Annotated in this window: 16 protein-coding genes; 11 read left to right on the top strand and 5 right to left on the bottom strand. The window is 43.9% G+C overall.

From position 1 onward, the window contains the following. Positions 1-22: 22 nt before the first annotated feature. The 3 genes from pyrE to prmC form a co-directional block, all read right to left on the bottom strand. Entirely contained in the window at positions 23-661 is a 639-nt protein-coding gene (gene pyrE, locus TY03_RS13045; protein ID WP_042370730.1) for an orotate phosphoribosyltransferase, read from the bottom strand. An 80-nt stretch (positions 662-741) separates the two neighbouring features. Beyond that, positions 742-1,221, bottom strand: coding sequence for a regulatory protein RecX (locus TY03_RS13040; protein WP_042370728.1), 480 nt, complete (start codon positions 1,219-1,221; stop codon positions 742-744). After that, a complete protein-coding gene (gene prmC, locus TY03_RS13035; RefSeq protein ID WP_042370726.1) occupies positions 1,218-2,054 on the bottom strand; it encodes a peptide chain release factor N(5)-glutamine methyltransferase in 837 nt (278 codons plus the stop codon). Before prmC ends, TY03_RS13040 begins: the two co-directional genes overlap by 4 nt. 57 nt (positions 2,055-2,111) lie before the next feature. Between prmC and ribD the strand changes: the two genes are divergently transcribed. The 11 genes from ribD (at position 2,112) to TY03_RS12980 (ending at position 14,168) form a co-directional block, all read left to right on the top strand. Then, a complete protein-coding gene (ribD, locus tag TY03_RS13030) occupies positions 2,112-3,152 on the top strand; it encodes a bifunctional diaminohydroxyphosphoribosylaminopyrimidine deaminase/5-amino-6-(5-phosphoribosylamino)uracil reductase RibD (protein ID WP_042370724.1) in 1,041 nt (346 codons plus the stop codon). A gap of 137 nt (positions 3,153-3,289) precedes the next feature. Next, complete coding sequence (locus tag TY03_RS13025) at positions 3,290-4,759, top strand: DUF6242 domain-containing protein (protein WP_042370722.1); 1,470 nt, start codon at positions 3,290-3,292, stop codon at positions 4,757-4,759. Between the two features lie 151 nt (positions 4,760-4,910). Next, positions 4,911-5,645 carry an isoprenyl transferase gene (locus TY03_RS13020; protein ID WP_042370720.1) on the top strand — a complete coding sequence of 245 codons (735 nt, stop codon included), beginning with the start codon at positions 4,911-4,913 and terminating at the stop codon, positions 5,643-5,645. A 20-nt stretch (positions 5,646-5,665) separates the two neighbouring features. Beyond that, complete coding sequence (bamA, locus tag TY03_RS13015; protein ID WP_042370718.1) at positions 5,666-8,296, top strand: outer membrane protein assembly factor BamA; 2,631 nt, start codon at positions 5,666-5,668, stop codon at positions 8,294-8,296. A gap of 25 nt (positions 8,297-8,321) precedes the next feature. Continuing rightward, on the top strand, positions 8,322-8,837 hold the full coding sequence (locus TY03_RS13010; RefSeq protein ID WP_042370716.1) for an OmpH family outer membrane protein: 516 nt from the start codon (positions 8,322-8,324) through the stop codon (positions 8,835-8,837). Between the two features lie 53 nt (positions 8,838-8,890). Further along, positions 8,891-9,403, top strand: a complete 513-nt coding sequence (locus tag TY03_RS13005; RefSeq protein ID WP_042370714.1) for an OmpH family outer membrane protein — start codon at positions 8,891-8,893, stop codon at positions 9,401-9,403. A 79-nt stretch (positions 9,404-9,482) separates the two neighbouring features. Then, positions 9,483-10,325 (top strand): glutamate racemase, encoded by an 843-nt coding sequence (gene murI / locus TY03_RS13000; RefSeq protein WP_042370713.1) that lies wholly within the window; start codon positions 9,483-9,485, stop codon positions 10,323-10,325. Positions 10,326-10,402: 77 nt separating this feature from the next. Beyond that, positions 10,403-10,633, top strand: a complete 231-nt coding sequence (locus tag TY03_RS12995; RefSeq protein WP_042370711.1) for a DUF2007-related protein — start codon at positions 10,403-10,405, stop codon at positions 10,631-10,633. A 209-nt stretch (positions 10,634-10,842) separates the two neighbouring features. After that, complete coding sequence (proB, locus tag TY03_RS12990) at positions 10,843-11,925, top strand: glutamate 5-kinase (protein ID WP_042370709.1); 1,083 nt, start codon at positions 10,843-10,845, stop codon at positions 11,923-11,925. 4 nt (positions 11,926-11,929) lie between these two features. After that, positions 11,930-13,177 (top strand): glutamate-5-semialdehyde dehydrogenase, encoded by a 1,248-nt coding sequence (locus TY03_RS12985; RefSeq protein ID WP_042370707.1) that lies wholly within the window; start codon positions 11,930-11,932, stop codon positions 13,175-13,177. Between the two features lie 34 nt (positions 13,178-13,211). Continuing rightward, the gene (locus tag TY03_RS12980) at positions 13,212-14,168 is read left to right on the top strand and encodes a Rossmann-fold NAD(P)-binding domain-containing protein (RefSeq protein ID WP_042370705.1); all 957 of its coding nucleotides are present in this window, start codon (positions 13,212-13,214) and stop codon (positions 14,166-14,168) included. Positions 14,169-14,303: 135 nt separating this feature from the next. Here TY03_RS12980 and TY03_RS12975 read toward each other — a convergent pair whose 3' ends face one another. Further along, positions 14,304-14,687, bottom strand: coding sequence for a rhodanese-like domain-containing protein (locus TY03_RS12975; protein WP_042370703.1), 384 nt, complete (start codon positions 14,685-14,687; stop codon positions 14,304-14,306). A 23-nt stretch (positions 14,688-14,710) separates the two neighbouring features. After that, positions 14,711-15,856, bottom strand: a complete 1,146-nt coding sequence (locus tag TY03_RS12970) for a hypothetical protein (RefSeq protein WP_042371359.1) — start codon at positions 15,854-15,856, stop codon at positions 14,711-14,713. Positions 15,857-15,865: the final 9 nt, after the last annotated feature.

The raw sequence follows: 15,865 nt of genomic DNA, 5'->3' as shown, positions 1-15,865 counted from the left end.
TTTGATTAATCGTTAAATCGTTTTACTTTCCAGCGTCCCAATGTGCAGGATCTTTGCGCCACTCGTTTAGTGTAGCAATATCTTCTTCTTCGATATAACCGGTACGCAATGCAACATCAAGCACGGCTTCATAGTTGGATAGCGTTACCAAAGATACTTTGGCATCTTTAAAAGCCTTTTCTGCCACGGGGAAACCATAGGTAAAAGCAGCTACCATACCAATCACATCACAACCATCGCGACGAATGGCTTCAACAGCCTTCAAGCTGCTACCACCAGTCGAAATCAGGTCTTCAACCACTACCACCTTCATACCCGGACGAAGCTCACCTTCGATTAAGTTTTCAAGACCGTGGTCCTTGGGAGTAGAACGAACATATACGAACGGAAGGTTCAATGCGTCGGCAACCAAAGCTCCTTGAGGAATTGCCCCTGTAGCTACACCGGCAATTGCATCAACCTGCCCGAACTGTTCCAGTATCAGACGAGTAATTTCTATCTTCACAAAATTACGAAGAGAAGGGTAAGAAAGGGTTTTACGGTTATCACAATAAAACGGTGATTTCCACCCGGAAGCCCAAGTAAATGGGTTCGCCGGCTGAAGTTTTATCGCCTTAATTTTCAACAACTTCTCGGCAAATAATCTCTCTAAATTTTTCATAACTAAACTAACTATGATAATTATAAGATGCAAAAATACGGAAATAGTACGAGAATAGAAAGAAGAATCCGTTTATTTTTTCAGTCAACATACTCTTCTTCATCCGAAAAGCAAATACAAAGTTTGATATCTTTCATCTCAAAACCGCGACTCAGAGCAAAACGCATTAGCTTTGCATTCAGTTCATAATCATTATCGGCTTGCACGCTTTTACGTTTTCCGGCAATCAATCCGCGCAAAACATCCAAATAGGCATCTTGGTCAATCTCATTCAAATGACGCCAAGCCACATCCGAAGGAATTTTCTTCATATACAATCCTTGCGCGATCTTTACTTTCCCCCATTTGGCAAAGCGAAATTTATCATTGATATACGACCGACAGTAGCGTTCGTCGTCTATGTACCTTTCTGCCACCAACCGATCGATAATCCGATCAACGGCATCATATGCAATTCCCCACTTCAGTAGTTTGTCACTTACTTCTGCCTTACAATGCTCGGCAGCGGAGCAATAAGCTGCAACTTTATGCAGTGCCTCTTCTTCGGTAATCAATTTCATCGGTAAGCTGTTACAATTCGAGTATTTCCAAACTGGTCTTTCAAGACACGAATGCCTTTATATCCTGTTTCTTCGAGCATCAGAACAGTTTCATTGCCATAGGCCCGGTTTATTTCAAAATAAAGTTTTCCTTCTGTTCTCAATAGTTTGCGCCCCAAAAGAGCAATGCGACGATAAAATCGCAACGGATCGTCATCGGGCACAAACAAGGCCTGTGCCGGTTCCCATTCAAGCACATTGGCATCCATCTCTTGTCTTTCAGAGTCGGTTATATAAGGAGGATTACTAACGATAACATCAAAAACAGCCTCCGAATCAGAATGGTACGACAGTATATCTTGCTGCTCAAACATAACTGTAGCTTGCAGCTTGCCGTTGTTCCTACGGGCAATAACCAATGCTTCATCAGAGATATCCCAAGCAGTAACCTTAGCTTCAGGAAGCTTTTTTGAAAGGGAGATAGCGATACATCCACTTCCGGTACCCATATCGAGTATATGGGATGAACCGGGATTCTCTCTCACGACCAAATCGACCAGTTCTTCCGTTTCGGGACGGGGAATGAGCACGCCGGGAGCGACATCAAACGGCATTCCGCAGAACATAGCGGTGCCCAATACGTATTGTATCGGCTCGTTTTTCTGCATACGAGCCAGAATGTTTTCCAATTCGCACTGCTTGCTTTCCGATAAATTAATATCTTTGCCCAAATAAACATCAATAGCCTCAAAGCCGAGTACATCACAGCAAAGCATCATCGTCAGGGTTTTAAGTTCCTGCGGTGAATAATAGTCTTGCAATGATTGACGGATGTACGTACTGACACGATTCATATCTCTGTAGTGTTTTGAGATGCAAAAATACAATTATTATAGCTACAAGCCTAAAAGATGGAAGAAGAAAAATACATGCGCAGATGCATTTCGCTAGCCCGCAACGGTTTACAAAACACATCACCCAACCCAATGGTGGGTGCCGTTATCGTTTGTGACGGGAAAATCATTGGCGAGGGATATCATGTTCGCTGTGGAGAAGCACATGCCGAAGTAAATGCAATTCGCTCGGTAAAAGACCCCGCTTTATTGAAGCGATCGACTATCTACGTAAGTCTAGAACCTTGTTCCCATTATGGAAAAACACCTCCGTGTGCAGATTTAATCATCGAAAAAGAGATACCGAGAATCGTCATCGGATGCGAAGACCCCTTTGCCAAAGTAGCTGGAAGAGGTATCGAAAAGCTACGCAATGCAGGGCGTGAGGTGATTGTGGGAGTACTCGAAAAAGAGTGCCGGCACTTGATTCGCCGCTTCATTACGTTTCACACCTATAAGCGACCATACATCACATTAAAATGGGCCGAATCAGCCGATGGCTTTATTGACAAAGAGCGAACAAACGGGCGGCCGGTTATCCTATCAACTCCGCTTACTTCCATGCTGGTGCATAAACGAAGAGCAGAATCGGATGCTATTATAGTAGGTACGCGAACAGCACGCCTCGACGATCCGTCGTTAACAGTACGCAATTGGTACGGACACAACCCGGTGCGTATCGCATTAGACCGGGACTTAACGCTCCCACCCACCCTGCATTTATTTGACGGGAGTGTACCAACCTTAATCTTAACCGCCCATCAAAGAGCCCAAAGTGAACAAACAGAATATATTACATTGAACTACCAAACAAATATCATACCTCAATTAATGGAAATTCTCTATGAGCGCAACCTCCAATCATTATTGGTCGAAGGAGGTCAACAGTTGCTACAGACCTTTATTGATGAGGGTTTATGGGATGAGGCATTTGTTGAGATATCCACCGTTCAGCTATCGGCAGGTATCAAAGCACCCCACATAGAACGAGAGAGAGAGAGCGTACAAAGCAGCTTCTTCGGGGTACAAATAGAACATTATATTAACAAAATAGTGTAAATAAGCTCTGCTCATAAGGCGTTTAACCCATAAAAGCAGTTATGTTATCTATAATTTTATATAAAACTTCCCGTTAATGTTCAATATCGCGAAAATTGTTCCTATTTTTGCAACTTGTAAATAAACACAATCTTCAAATGAGAATTAAGTTTTTATCCGTAATTGTGAGCCTTCTGTTTGTATCATTCGCCATTTCATCGTGTCTGAACGACAATAACCAAGTGGGAGAATACAGTACAGACGCAACAATACATGCATTTGCGCTTGATACCGTACATGGCAAGAGCTATCAGTTTACTATCGACCAGCTCAAAGGTGAAATTTATAATCTTGACTCATTGCCTATGGGTTCAGACACAATTATCGATAAGATACTAATCAAGACGTTGACTACTGTTTCAGGAGCGGTTATACTTATTAATAAAGAAGGAAAAGATAGTATTAAAGATAATGTTACGCAGGGACTCAACACAACAGACTCTGTTGATTTCAGAGAACCGCTCAAAGTGAAAGTGATGTCTATGGAAGCAATGAACCTGATGTATCAGGGGATTTCCGAAGATACGTACAAGAAATACACCCGTAGATATACCATTGAAGTGCGTGTTCATAAGCAAGATCCCGACTCTTTAAACTGGGGACAAGCCAAAGGCCAACAACCCGCACCATTGATGAAGGGCTTCTCGGGAGGAGCCATAAGCGGTCCGCAAAAGGCTGTTATATTAAACAAAACCATTTTTGTATTCTCTAAAACAACTGCTTCGCAAGTAATTGCCTATAAAACCCTCACCGACAATCCCAGAGGATGGACTTCTACAGGAACTATCAATGGTCTACCTGCCTCTGTCGACTTATCGTCTATTCTCAACTTTAAGGATCAACTTTATGCGGTTGCCGAAGGTATCATGTATTATTCTACTGATGGAACAAACTGGCAAAAGCATACAACACTGAACGATCGCAAGATCGCTTCGTTGCTTGTAGGATTCCCTGAGAACCAAGGAAACAACTTAAATAAGACAATCGGTATTGCAGCTGTTTCGGTAGATGCCACCGATGCCAAGATTCATCGTTTCTGCTTCACAAACGAAAATGCAACAAGTTGGACAGAGACATCTGATTTAGGAGAAGTCGTAGCAGACAGTTTTCCCAGAACCAACATTTCGGCTACTATCTTTAGTAACAACACAGGGGTTCAGGGAGCTATGTTGATGGGTACTACTACCAACGAGCGCACCGAAGCGGTAAAACCAATTCTTCCTTGGGGCTCTTATAACGGACTATCGTGGGCCGATTTATATACCCAAAATGCCTTCTGCCCCATCTTAACATTGCCCTCTATCATTCATTACGGAAAAGAGTTCTATGCTTTCGGCAATGAATTCGATACATTCTATACTTCGGTAGCGGGTATTGCTTGGTATAAAGCGAATAAGAAATTCTACTTCCCTACCGAATTAACTGCCAGAAAAGGTAGTGAGTATTCAATGGTGGTGGATTCAAATAACTTTATCTGGATCATTTGCAGCAAAGGCCTTACAGGAACAGACGATGTATGGCGTTGCCGGCTAAACAAGTTAGGCTTTAAAGAAGCACTAACGCAGTAAACATAAAGATTGTATATAATGAATAGGCCGATCGACCGTTTTGTCGCAAACCCAAGTTTGACAATTACTGAACAGATAGCTCTCATAATACATTCTTGTTTGTCACATACAACCTGCTTCTCAGATGCAAAGAATGTAACAATTAGATGAAATGTCATATAACGAACAAATAGATCTAAAGCGAATACCTCGCCATGTAGCCATTATCATGGACGGCAACGGACGATGGGCGAAGCAACGCGGACACGAGCGTAGCTACGGTCATCAAATTGGTGCAGAAACGGTACATGTCATAGCCGAAGAAGCTGCAAGGTTGGGAATTAAGTATCTAACTTTATATACATTCTCGACCGAAAACTGGAATCGGCCATCGGATGAAATTGCAGCATTGATGAGTCTTCTATTCGAATCGATCGAAGAAGAAATATTTATGAAAAACAATATCTCTTTTCGTATCATAGGAGACATCGGTAAGCTGCCTGCCAATGTACAAGAACGTCTAAGAAGCTGTGTTGAACATACATCATACAATACAGGCATGAGTCTGGTGCTGGCACTTAGCTACTCATCCCGCTGGGAAATAACCGAAGCGGCACGACAGATTGCCATTGGAGTTCAAAAAGGAGAACTATCACCCGAACAGGTAACAAGCGAACTCATCTCAACATATTTAACAACAAGTTTCATGCCCGACCCGGATTTATTAATTCGTACCGGAGGAGAAATCCGAATGAGTAATTACCTATTGTGGCAATGCGCTTACTCTGAACTCTATTTCTGTGAAACCTTCTGGCCCGACTTCCGCGAAGACGAGCTTAGAAAAGCTATCTGTGATTATCAAAAACGGGAACGTCGCTTCGGCAAAACCAGTGAACAAATAAGTTAACTTAAATAATTATAACATAAATGCATTATCGTATTTCCTTTATATTCGTAACACTCTTCTGTCTTTTTTGCTATCCGCAGATGAGCATGGCACAAGATGCTAACACTGACGAATCTTCAAAGCCTGTTATTCTATACTCAGGAACTCCGAAGAAACTGGAGATTGCAGACATCAAGGTTGAAGGTGTTAAAAACTACGAAGACTATGTACTCATCGGTCTATCGGGCTTATCGGTAGGACAAACGATCAGCATACCGGGTGATGAAATAACCGGAGCTATCAAACGCTATTGGCGACATGGTTTGTTCTCTAACGTGCAGATTACTGCCGAGAAGATTGAAGGTAACAAGGTGTGGTTAAAAATTAACTTGACCCAACGCCCTCGTATCTCCGACATCCGCTATCACGGTGTAAAGAAGTCAGAGCGTCAGGACCTGGAAGCCAAACTAGGATTGGTCAAAGGCAGCCAGATTACTCCGAATCTGGTAGACCGTGCTAAAGTACTTATCAAACGTTACTTTGACGACAAAGGGTTTAAGAATGCCGAAGTTATTATTTCGCAGAAAGATGACACGGCAAACCCAAATCAAGTAATTGTTGATGTAAATATCGACAAGAAAGAGAAAGTAAAGGTACACGCTATTACCATCGAAGGCAATAAAGCACTTTCAGACTCCAAGCTGAAACGCGTTATGAAGAAAACCAACGAAAAGGGTAAGTTGCTGAACCTGTTCCGCACCAAGAAGTTCGTTAATGAAAAATATGAAGAAGACAAGCAATTAATCATCGATAAGTATAACGAATTGGGCTACCGTGACGCGCGTATCGTAAAAGATAGCGTATCTAAATTTGACGACAAGACGGTAGATGTCTTTTTAAAATTGGAAGAAGGCGATAAGTACTACCTACGCAACATAACCTGGGTGGGAAATACCCTATATCCATCAGAGCAGTTGAACTTCTACCTACGAATGAAGAAAGGTGATGTGTACAACCAAAAATTGCTTAACGAACGTATATCTACCGATGACGATGCCATTGGTAACCTATATTACAACAATGGATATTTGTTCTACAACCTCGAACCGGTAGAGGTAAACATTGTTGGCGATTCTATTGATCTTGAAATGAGAATTTTTGAAGGTCGCCAGGCTACCATCAACAAGATTAAAATCAATGGTAACGACCGTTTATACGAAAACGTAGTTCGTCGCGAACTCCGTACCCGCCCCGGACAGTTGTTCAGCAAAGAAGACTTGATGCGTTCTATGCGCGAAATTCAACAAATGGGACACTTTGACCCGGAGAATATCAAACCGGACATTCAACCAAACCCCGAACAAGGAACCGTTGATATCGGTTATGATCTCGTATCAAAAGCAAACGACCAGGTAGAATTCTCGGCCGGTTGGGGACAGACAGGTGTGATCGGTAAGCTGAGTTTGAAGTTTACCAACTTCTCTTTGGCCAACCTCTTGCACCCGGGCGAAAACTATCGCGGTATTCTCCCTCAAGGTGACGGACAGACATTGACCATCAGCGGACAGACCAATGCACAATACTATCAATCGTATAGCATTTCGTTCTTCGACCCCTGGTTTGGCGGTAAGCGTCCCAACTCATTCTCTCTGTCGGGATTCTTCTCGGTACAGACAGATATCAGCAGCCAGTACTACAACTCGTCATACATGAACAACTACTATAACAATATGTATAGCGGTTATGGCGGTTACGGAAGCTACAATTATGGTAATTACAACAACTACGAAAACTACTACGACCCCGATAAGTCAATTAAGATGTGGGGACTGTCAGCCGGTTGGGGTAAGCGTTTGAGCTGGCCCGATGACTTCTTTACGCTTTCGGCCGAGTTGTCATTCCAGCGTTATATTTTGAGCGACTGGCAATACTTCCCCGTAACAAACGGTAAGTGTAATAACATCAGTTTGAACCTGACGTTGGCTCGTAACTCGGTAGACAATCCGATATTCCCCCGTAGCGGTTCGGATATCTCTTTGTCGGCACAGCTAACACCACCTTACTCACTCTTTGATGGAGTTGATTACAGCAAGTACGATCAGTACAATCAGAACGATGTAAACAAAATGCACAAATGGGTAGAATACCACAAATGGAAATTCAAATCAAAAACCTATACTGCACTCTCATCGGCAGTTAAATGTCCTGTATTGATGACACGTGCCGAATTCGGTTTATTGGGTCACTACAACAAATACAAGAAATCTCCGTTCGAAACATTCGATGTAGGTGGCGACGGTATGACAGGTTACTCAAGCTATGCTACCGAAAGTATTGCATTGCGTGGTTACGAAAACAGCTCATTGACTCCTTACCGCGGTCTTGAAGGTTATGCATACACTCGTTTGGGTGTCGAATTAAGATATCCGCTTATGCTCGAAACAAGTACTAACATTTATGTGTTAGGATTCCTCGAAGCAGGTAATGCATGGCATGATATTAAGAACTTCAACCCATTTGATCTTAAACGTTCGGCAGGTGTTGGTGTACGTATCTTCCTACCGATGATCGGTATGATGGGTATCGACTGGGCTTACGGTTTCGATAAGGTACAAGGTTCTAAAGATGCAGGCGGTAGCCGCTTCCACTTTGTATTGGGTCAAGAATTCTAATAGTTTCACTAAAAAAACAAGTGTTATGAGAAAGTCTGTTCTATTTATTATTCTGCTGTTTGCTGTTTCAATGGCAGCCAACGCACAAAAATTTGCTCTCATTGACATGGAGTATATCTTAAAGAATATTCCGGCTTATGAGCGTGCAACCGAACAACTGAATCAGGCTTCCAAGAAATGGCAGGGTGAAGTTGAAACACTCGGCAAGGAAGCACAAGATTTATACAAGAAGTATCAATCGGAAACGGCAACCCTATCCGAAGCACAAAAGACGAAGAGAGAGGAAGAAATCGTTGCAAAAGAGAAAGCAACAGCCGAGCTCAAACGTTTGTATTTTGGTCCCGAAGGTGAACTAGTAAAGAAGAGAGAAGGACTGATGAAGCCTATTCAAGACCAAATATACAATGTCGTAAAAGAGATAGCCGAAGCTAAAGGGTATGCCGTAGTTGTAGACAGAGCCTCTGCCACAAGCATTATTTTCGCTTCGCCACGCATTGACATCAGCAATGAAGTATTGGCAAATTTAGGATATTCAAATTAATTTCATACATTTGCATCAAATAACCGAACAATAATCATTTAAATAATAGAACTATGCTAAAAAAAATTGCACTCTTAATCATGTTAGTACTCCCTATGGGTGTATTTGCACAAGCTCTTAAATTTGGTCACATGAACGCTCAGGAAGTAATCATCGCTATGCCCGAGTTTACTAAAGCGCAAGCCGACCTACAAGCTTTGGATAAAAAATACACAGAAGAGCTAACCAGAACTCAAGAAGAGTTCAGCAAGAAATACCAAGAGTTTCAACAAGCTATCGCTAAAGACTCGCTTCCTCAAAACATCGCAGAAAGAAGACAAAAAGAGTTGATGGATATGCAACAAAGACAAGAGCAATTTCAACAAGATGCTCAACAAGGTATGCAAAAAGCACAAACCGATTTGATGACTCCCATCTATAAGAAATTGGACGATGCCATCAAAGCCGTAGGTGCTGCCGAAGGAGTTGTTTATGTATTCGATCTGGCTCGTACTCCGATACCTTACGTAGGTCCTCAAAGTGTAGACCTGACAGGAAAGGTAAAAGCTCATTTGGGTATCAAATAAGCCATTACAGTTATATTATATAAAGGGAGATTTTATCTCCCTTTTTTTATTACCTTTGTGTTTCTAAGCATTGTTCGTCATGAAACAGCAATTATCTCAAAAGCCGGGTCCGATCGGTATCTTTGATTCAGGCTATGGTGGACTAACCATCCTCAGTAAAATAAGAGAGGCTTTGCCTCAGTATGACTACATCTATTTGGGCGATAATGCCCGCACCCCTTATGGTAGCCGTTCGTTTGAAATCGTATACGAGTTCACACGACAGGCCGTTACTAAACTATTCGAAATGGGATGTCACTTGGTGATATTGGCCTGCAATACCGCTTCGGCCAAGGCACTGCGAAGCATTCAGATAAACGATTTACCCAACATGGATCCACAACGCAGGGTATTGGGTGTTATTCGTCCTACGGTTGAATGCGTCGGACAGATAACCCAAAGCCGCCATGTCGGTGTACTGGCTACTGCGGGTACCATTCACTCAGAATCCTATCCGCTCGAAATCCATAAGTTATTTCCCGATATCCGTGTCAGTGGCGAGGCTTGCCCGATGTGGGTGCCGCTAGTCGAAAACAACGAAGCTTATGGTGCCGGAGCCGATTTCTTTATCGAGAAATATATCGACAGATTACTTCGTCAAGATTATCATATCGATACCGTTATCTTGGGTTGCACGCACTATCCGCTCTTGCTTCCTAAGATTAAGCATTATATGCCCGATGGTATGGCAATCATCTCGCAAGGCGAATACGTAGCTGCCAGTTTAAAAGATTATTTGCTCCGACATCCCGAAATGGTAGCCAAATGTACACAAGGAGGCGAATGTAGCTTTTGTACCACCGAAGCCGAAGAAAAGTTTGTTGAATCGGCTTCCGCATTCCTTCATCGGCCCGTTACCGTTCAGCGCGTAACACTCGAATAATTGCCGACGAACAGAAACAATCTCTTATTTTCTTTTGTTCTAATTATAGAAGTATAAACTTTCAAACATTCAGTATTATGAAAGAAGAAGATAGCACCAAGTTAGTAGAAGTATTCTCGGGCTCTAAATGGGAAACAGAACTTGTTAGAGGATTGCTCGAGAGTAACAACATCGAAGCGGCGTTGAAAGACGGATTAATGACCTCTATAGCCCCTTACATAAGTCCTACGGCTACTGTTATGGTCAATGAGAAAGATTATGAAGCTGCAATGGCAATCATCCGTAACCAAGAAAAAGAAGGCGAATAACCTTATCAGTAAAAAACCCCAAACAAAGAACAAGAACATCCCCATGTTTTAGTACAGAACATCCCCATGTTTCGATCTAAAACATGGGGATGTTTGCGTATATAAATACAGTTCTTTTCCATCACAGGACTTAGGTGCTTTTAATACTAAGAGTACGACCTGCTTTAAAGGAAAAAATCCTATATTTGTATTTTCAAAATGATAGCAGAATGAAACAAGAGTTTACACGAGTTGCCGTAAAGGTAGGAAGTAATGTCCTAACACGGCCGGATGGTACATTAGACGTGACACGTATGTCGGCTCTGGTTGACCAAATAGCCGAACTTCATCAGGCAGGCGTAGAAATCATTTTAGTCTCATCGGGAGCTGTTGCATCCGGACGCAGCGAAATACGTACCGATAAGAAACTGGACAGCGTCGACCAGCGTCAACTATTTTCGGCTGTGGGGCAGGCCAAGCTTCTCAACCGCTATTATGAGCTCTTTCGCGACCACGGTATTCCGGTTGGTCAGGTGCTTACCACCAAAGAGAGCTTCGGTACACGCCGCCATTACCTCAATCAAAAGAACTGTATGACGGTGATGCTTGAGAATGGTGTTATTCCGGTTGTCAATGAAAACGATACCATCTCAGTAACCGAACTGATGTTTACCGACAACGATGAGTTATCGGGGCTTATCGCTTCGATGATGAACGCACAGGCGCTTATCATTCTGAGTAACATCGACGGCATCTACAATGGTTCGCCCGCCGATCCCGATGCTACAGTAATTCGCGAAATCGGTCAAGGCAAAGATCTGTCACATTATATTCAGGCCGGCAAATCAAGCTTCGGACGAGGCGGGATGCTCACCAAAACGAATATAGCCCGCAAGGTAGCCGACGAAGGCATCACCGTGATCATTGCCAACGGCAAACGCGATAATATATTGGTCGACCTGCTGCAAAAGCCGACCGAAACACTTTGTACCCGTTTTACCCCCTCGGCAGCACCCGTATCGAGTATCAAGAAATGGATTGCGCACAGCGATGGATTCGCCAAAGGCGAAATACACATCAATGAGTGTGCAACCGATGTGCTGACCTCGGACAAAGCAGTCAGTATATTGCCCGTAGGCATTACCCGCATCGAAGGTGAGTTCGAGAAAGACGACATTGTGCGAATCATCAATTTTCTGGGGCATCCCGTAGGTGTAGGCAAGGCCAACTGCGACTCGGCACAGGCACGCGAAGCAATGGGTAAACACGGAAAGAAAGCAGTAGTACATTATGACTATCTTTATATAGAATAGAGGCATGAATCTGAACGAAACATTTGCAGCTGTACGGGCTGCCGGACGGGAGTTGGCATTGGTAAACGACGAAACCATCAACCAGCTGCTCCATAGCGTAGCCGATGCCGCCATTGCCTCATCGGACTACATTCTGAGCGAGAACCAAAAGGATCTGGAGCGGATGGATAAAAGCGATCCGAAATACGACCGTTTGAAACTGACCGAACAGCGCTTGAAAGAGATTGCTGCCGATATACGCAATGTAGCAACCCTACCCTCTCCGCTGGGGCGTATTCTCAAAGAAAGCATACGCCCCAACGGAATGAAACTAACCAAAGTAAGCGTTCCTTTTGGCGTGATCGGCATTATTTACGAAGCACGCCCCAACGTGAGCTTCGACGTTTTTTCTCTATGCCTGAAGAGTGGCAACGCTTGCCTACTCAAAGGCGGAAGTGATGCCGATGCATCTAACCGTGCCATCGTAAAGGTAATACACAGCGTATTGAAGGATTATCACATCAACACACATATCGTCGAACTGCTACCTGCCGACCGCGAAGCGACTACCGAACTGCTACATGCCGTTGGTTATGTCGACTTATTGATTCCTCGCGGTAGTAGCGGACTGATTCACTTTGTCCGCGAAAATGCTACCATACCGGTGATCGAAACAGGAGCCGGTATTTGCCATACTTACTTCGACGAGTTCGGCGATACAGCCAAAGGTGCTGCCATCATTCACAACGCCAAAACCCGTCGGGTGAGTGTTTGCAACGCACTCGACTGTGTACTCATTCACGAAGCTCGTTTGCACGACCTGCCCGAGCTGTGTCGCGAATTACAGGCAAGCAACGTCATCATCTATGCCGATGCCAAAGCCTACCATGCCTTGCAAGGGCACTACCCGGTCTCAATGCTGCGACAGGCTACCCCCGATAGCTTCGGAACCGAATTTCTGGACTATAAGATGGCCGTTAAAACAGTGCCTACCTTCGAGGATGCACTGGGACACATTCAGGAATATAGTTCGAAACATAGCGAAAGTATCGTGACCGAAAACCGGGAACGTGCCAACCTGTTTGCCCGTTTGGTCGATGCTGCTTGCGTATATACCAACGTATCGACAGCCTTCACCGATGGGGCGCAATTCGGATTGGGTGCCGAGATAGGAATCAGCACACAGAAGCTCCATGCACGCGGCCCCATGGGGCTGGAGGAGATCACTTCGTACAAATGGATCATCGAAGGAGACGGCCAGATAAGGAAATAACAATCAGTGATTAACAGTTAACAAATAAAAGAACATGAAGAAATTTACTTGTGTACAGGACATCGGCAACCTGAAGTCTGCACTTGCCGAAGCATTCGAGATCAAGAACGATCGGTTTAAGTATGTAGAGATGGGACGAAACAAAACGTTGATGATGATTTTCTTCAACTCAAGCCTTCGCACTCGTCTCAGCACACACAAGGCAGCCATGAATCTGGGCATGAATGTAATGGTGCTCGATATCAATCAAGGTGCCTGGAAACTTGAAACCGAGCGAGGTGTAATCATGGACGGCGATAAACCCGAACATATACTCGAAGCCATTCCGGTGATGGGTTGCTACTGCGACATCATCGGGGTACGCTCGTTTGCTCGATTCGAAGACCGCGAATACGATTATCAAGAGGTAATCATCAATCAGTTTATCCAATACTCCGGACGTCCGGTGTTCTCCATGGAAGCAGCTACGCGCCATCCTTTGCAGAGCTTTGCCGACCTCATCACGATTGAGGAATATAAAAAGAAGCCTCGCCCCAAAGTGGTACTGAGCTGGGCTCCTCATCCGCGTCCATTGCCACAGGCCGTACCCAACTCGTTTGCCGAGTGGATGAATGCTACCGATTATGAATTTGTGATCACACATCCCGAAGGCTATGAACTGGCGCCCGAATTTGTAGGCAACGCACGCGTAGAGTACGACCAGATGAAAGCTTTCGAAGGAGCTGATTTTATATATGCCAAAAACTGGGCAGCCTATTCGGGCGATACCTACGGACAGATACTAAGCAAAGACCGTGACTGGACGGTGAGCGACCGCCAGATGGCAGTAACCAATCAGGCCTACTTCATGCACTGCCTGCCGGTACGTAGAAACATGATTGTGACCGACGAAGTGATCGAAAGCCAACAATCCATTGTTATTCCCGAAGCAGCCAATCGTGAAATTTCGGCCACCGTCGTATTGAAACGATTGCTCGAAGGATTGGAATAAACAGGGCAATAAAACAACACTCGAAAGAGTACCAAAATTCACTTTTACACGAAAGAACCCCTGCTACAAATTCTGTAACAGGGGTTCTTTCACTTTTTACGTGTGATGGCACACGCTCGCGGGTAAACTCGTTATCTACTCTTCAATTTCTTTTCCGGACTCCAACCAAGCGTTGAACCCTTCGCCAAGTTCATAAACGCGATATCCCTTCGAACTCAATATTGCTGCAGCCTTCTTACTACGCTTACCGCTGCGGCAATACAAAGCTACCGGTTCGCTCTTTTGCAAAGTAGAATCGGCCATAGCAGCAAAGGAGTCATTGAGCACATTGATATTAAGAGCACCGGAGATGTGTCCTTCGGTATATTCGCCCAAGGTACGTACATCTAGTCGCTGTATATGCTTATCTTTAATCAGTGTCTCAAACTCATCGACCGAAAGGGTTATATAATCACCTTTTGGCTGACAAGAAAAGAGGGAAGAAAAAAATACAAACATTCCTGTAAATAAATAGTTCATGATTTCATTCAATTAGTAGGTGACTACTGGGTTATCTGATAGTTTATTAACGGATTGGCATACATCAACAACATTTTCTCACGTAAGAACGGCAAGTCTTTGTTCGGAATATCAATACGCGCCAATTGCTTCTCAATATACGTCTCGAAGTGTTGTTTCTCTTCAACGGTGTACTGCGCAGAGAAAGTGGCTTGGCCCGATAATAAATCGTGTGCTACATAGTTGCCCGGATAGATTCGGTAATTCGCATGAATCCGCTTATCGATCAACGTCGAAATGGTTGCATACAGTTCGGGTTTCGAGAGTGAGCGGTCGAGCGTAGACAATACATCATTGATGCAGGGGGCTACCTGAAAATGCACTTTACCTTTGTACCCGAAAAGACCGGTCTGCATATTCTTCAAATCATCCTGCGTCGTTTTCTTATATCCCTCTACATCTCGTTTAAGCTGAAACTCCTGAGCCTTCAGGTAATCGCACGGATCGTATTCGTATGAGATAGCGGTGGGAGCAATATTCATCTCCATCAAGCGATCAAGAATATCTCCTTCGCCACCCATGGCCAACATTTTCAAGATACTGTCTTGGGTCAGATCGTTCGAGTCTTTGGCACGACCTTCGCGTTGTGCCATCCAGATAGACTGGTTCTTGACAGAAACCGTATAATGCATATAACGAGACATGCGAGCCGATGATTCGAGCATCTGGCGCATGGTCAATGCACGTTGCACAATAAATGATTTATTGACACGTACCAATTTCTTGATCCACGGATAAATCAATAGGTTGTCGCCAATGGCAATTTCTACCGTATCCATGCCATGATCAATGAGTAAAATTGAAAGAAAGCCCGAATCCAGAATAATATCGCGGTGATTGGACAGATAAGTATATGCTTTCTGCTTGTCGGGCAAAGCCGTATGATCGAGCGTTAAACCATCTGTATAGTCTGCGGCAATCTTCCATAGAATACCATAGCAGAATGTTTTCTGAAAATCTTGTTTTGTTTTGCAGCCACGCATCTGATAAGCCAGCATTTCGAACGAAACATTGGGTATGGCAGCACAGGCAGCATTAATAAAAGCCGGATCGGCAATCAGCTCCTCTAGTATCTGAGGAAGTTCATCGTCATTATATGGACGAATCTCATCAAACTCTGTTAAATCCATCATTATGCG

It is taken from the genome of Bacteroides neonati (assembly GCF_000499785.1).
In the GTDB taxonomy this organism is placed as follows: Bacteria; Bacteroidota; Bacteroidia; order Bacteroidales; family Bacteroidaceae; genus Bacteroides; species Bacteroides neonati.
Note: the sequence above shows the minus strand (reverse complement) of the source record. Positions and strands in the feature narration are given on the sequence as shown.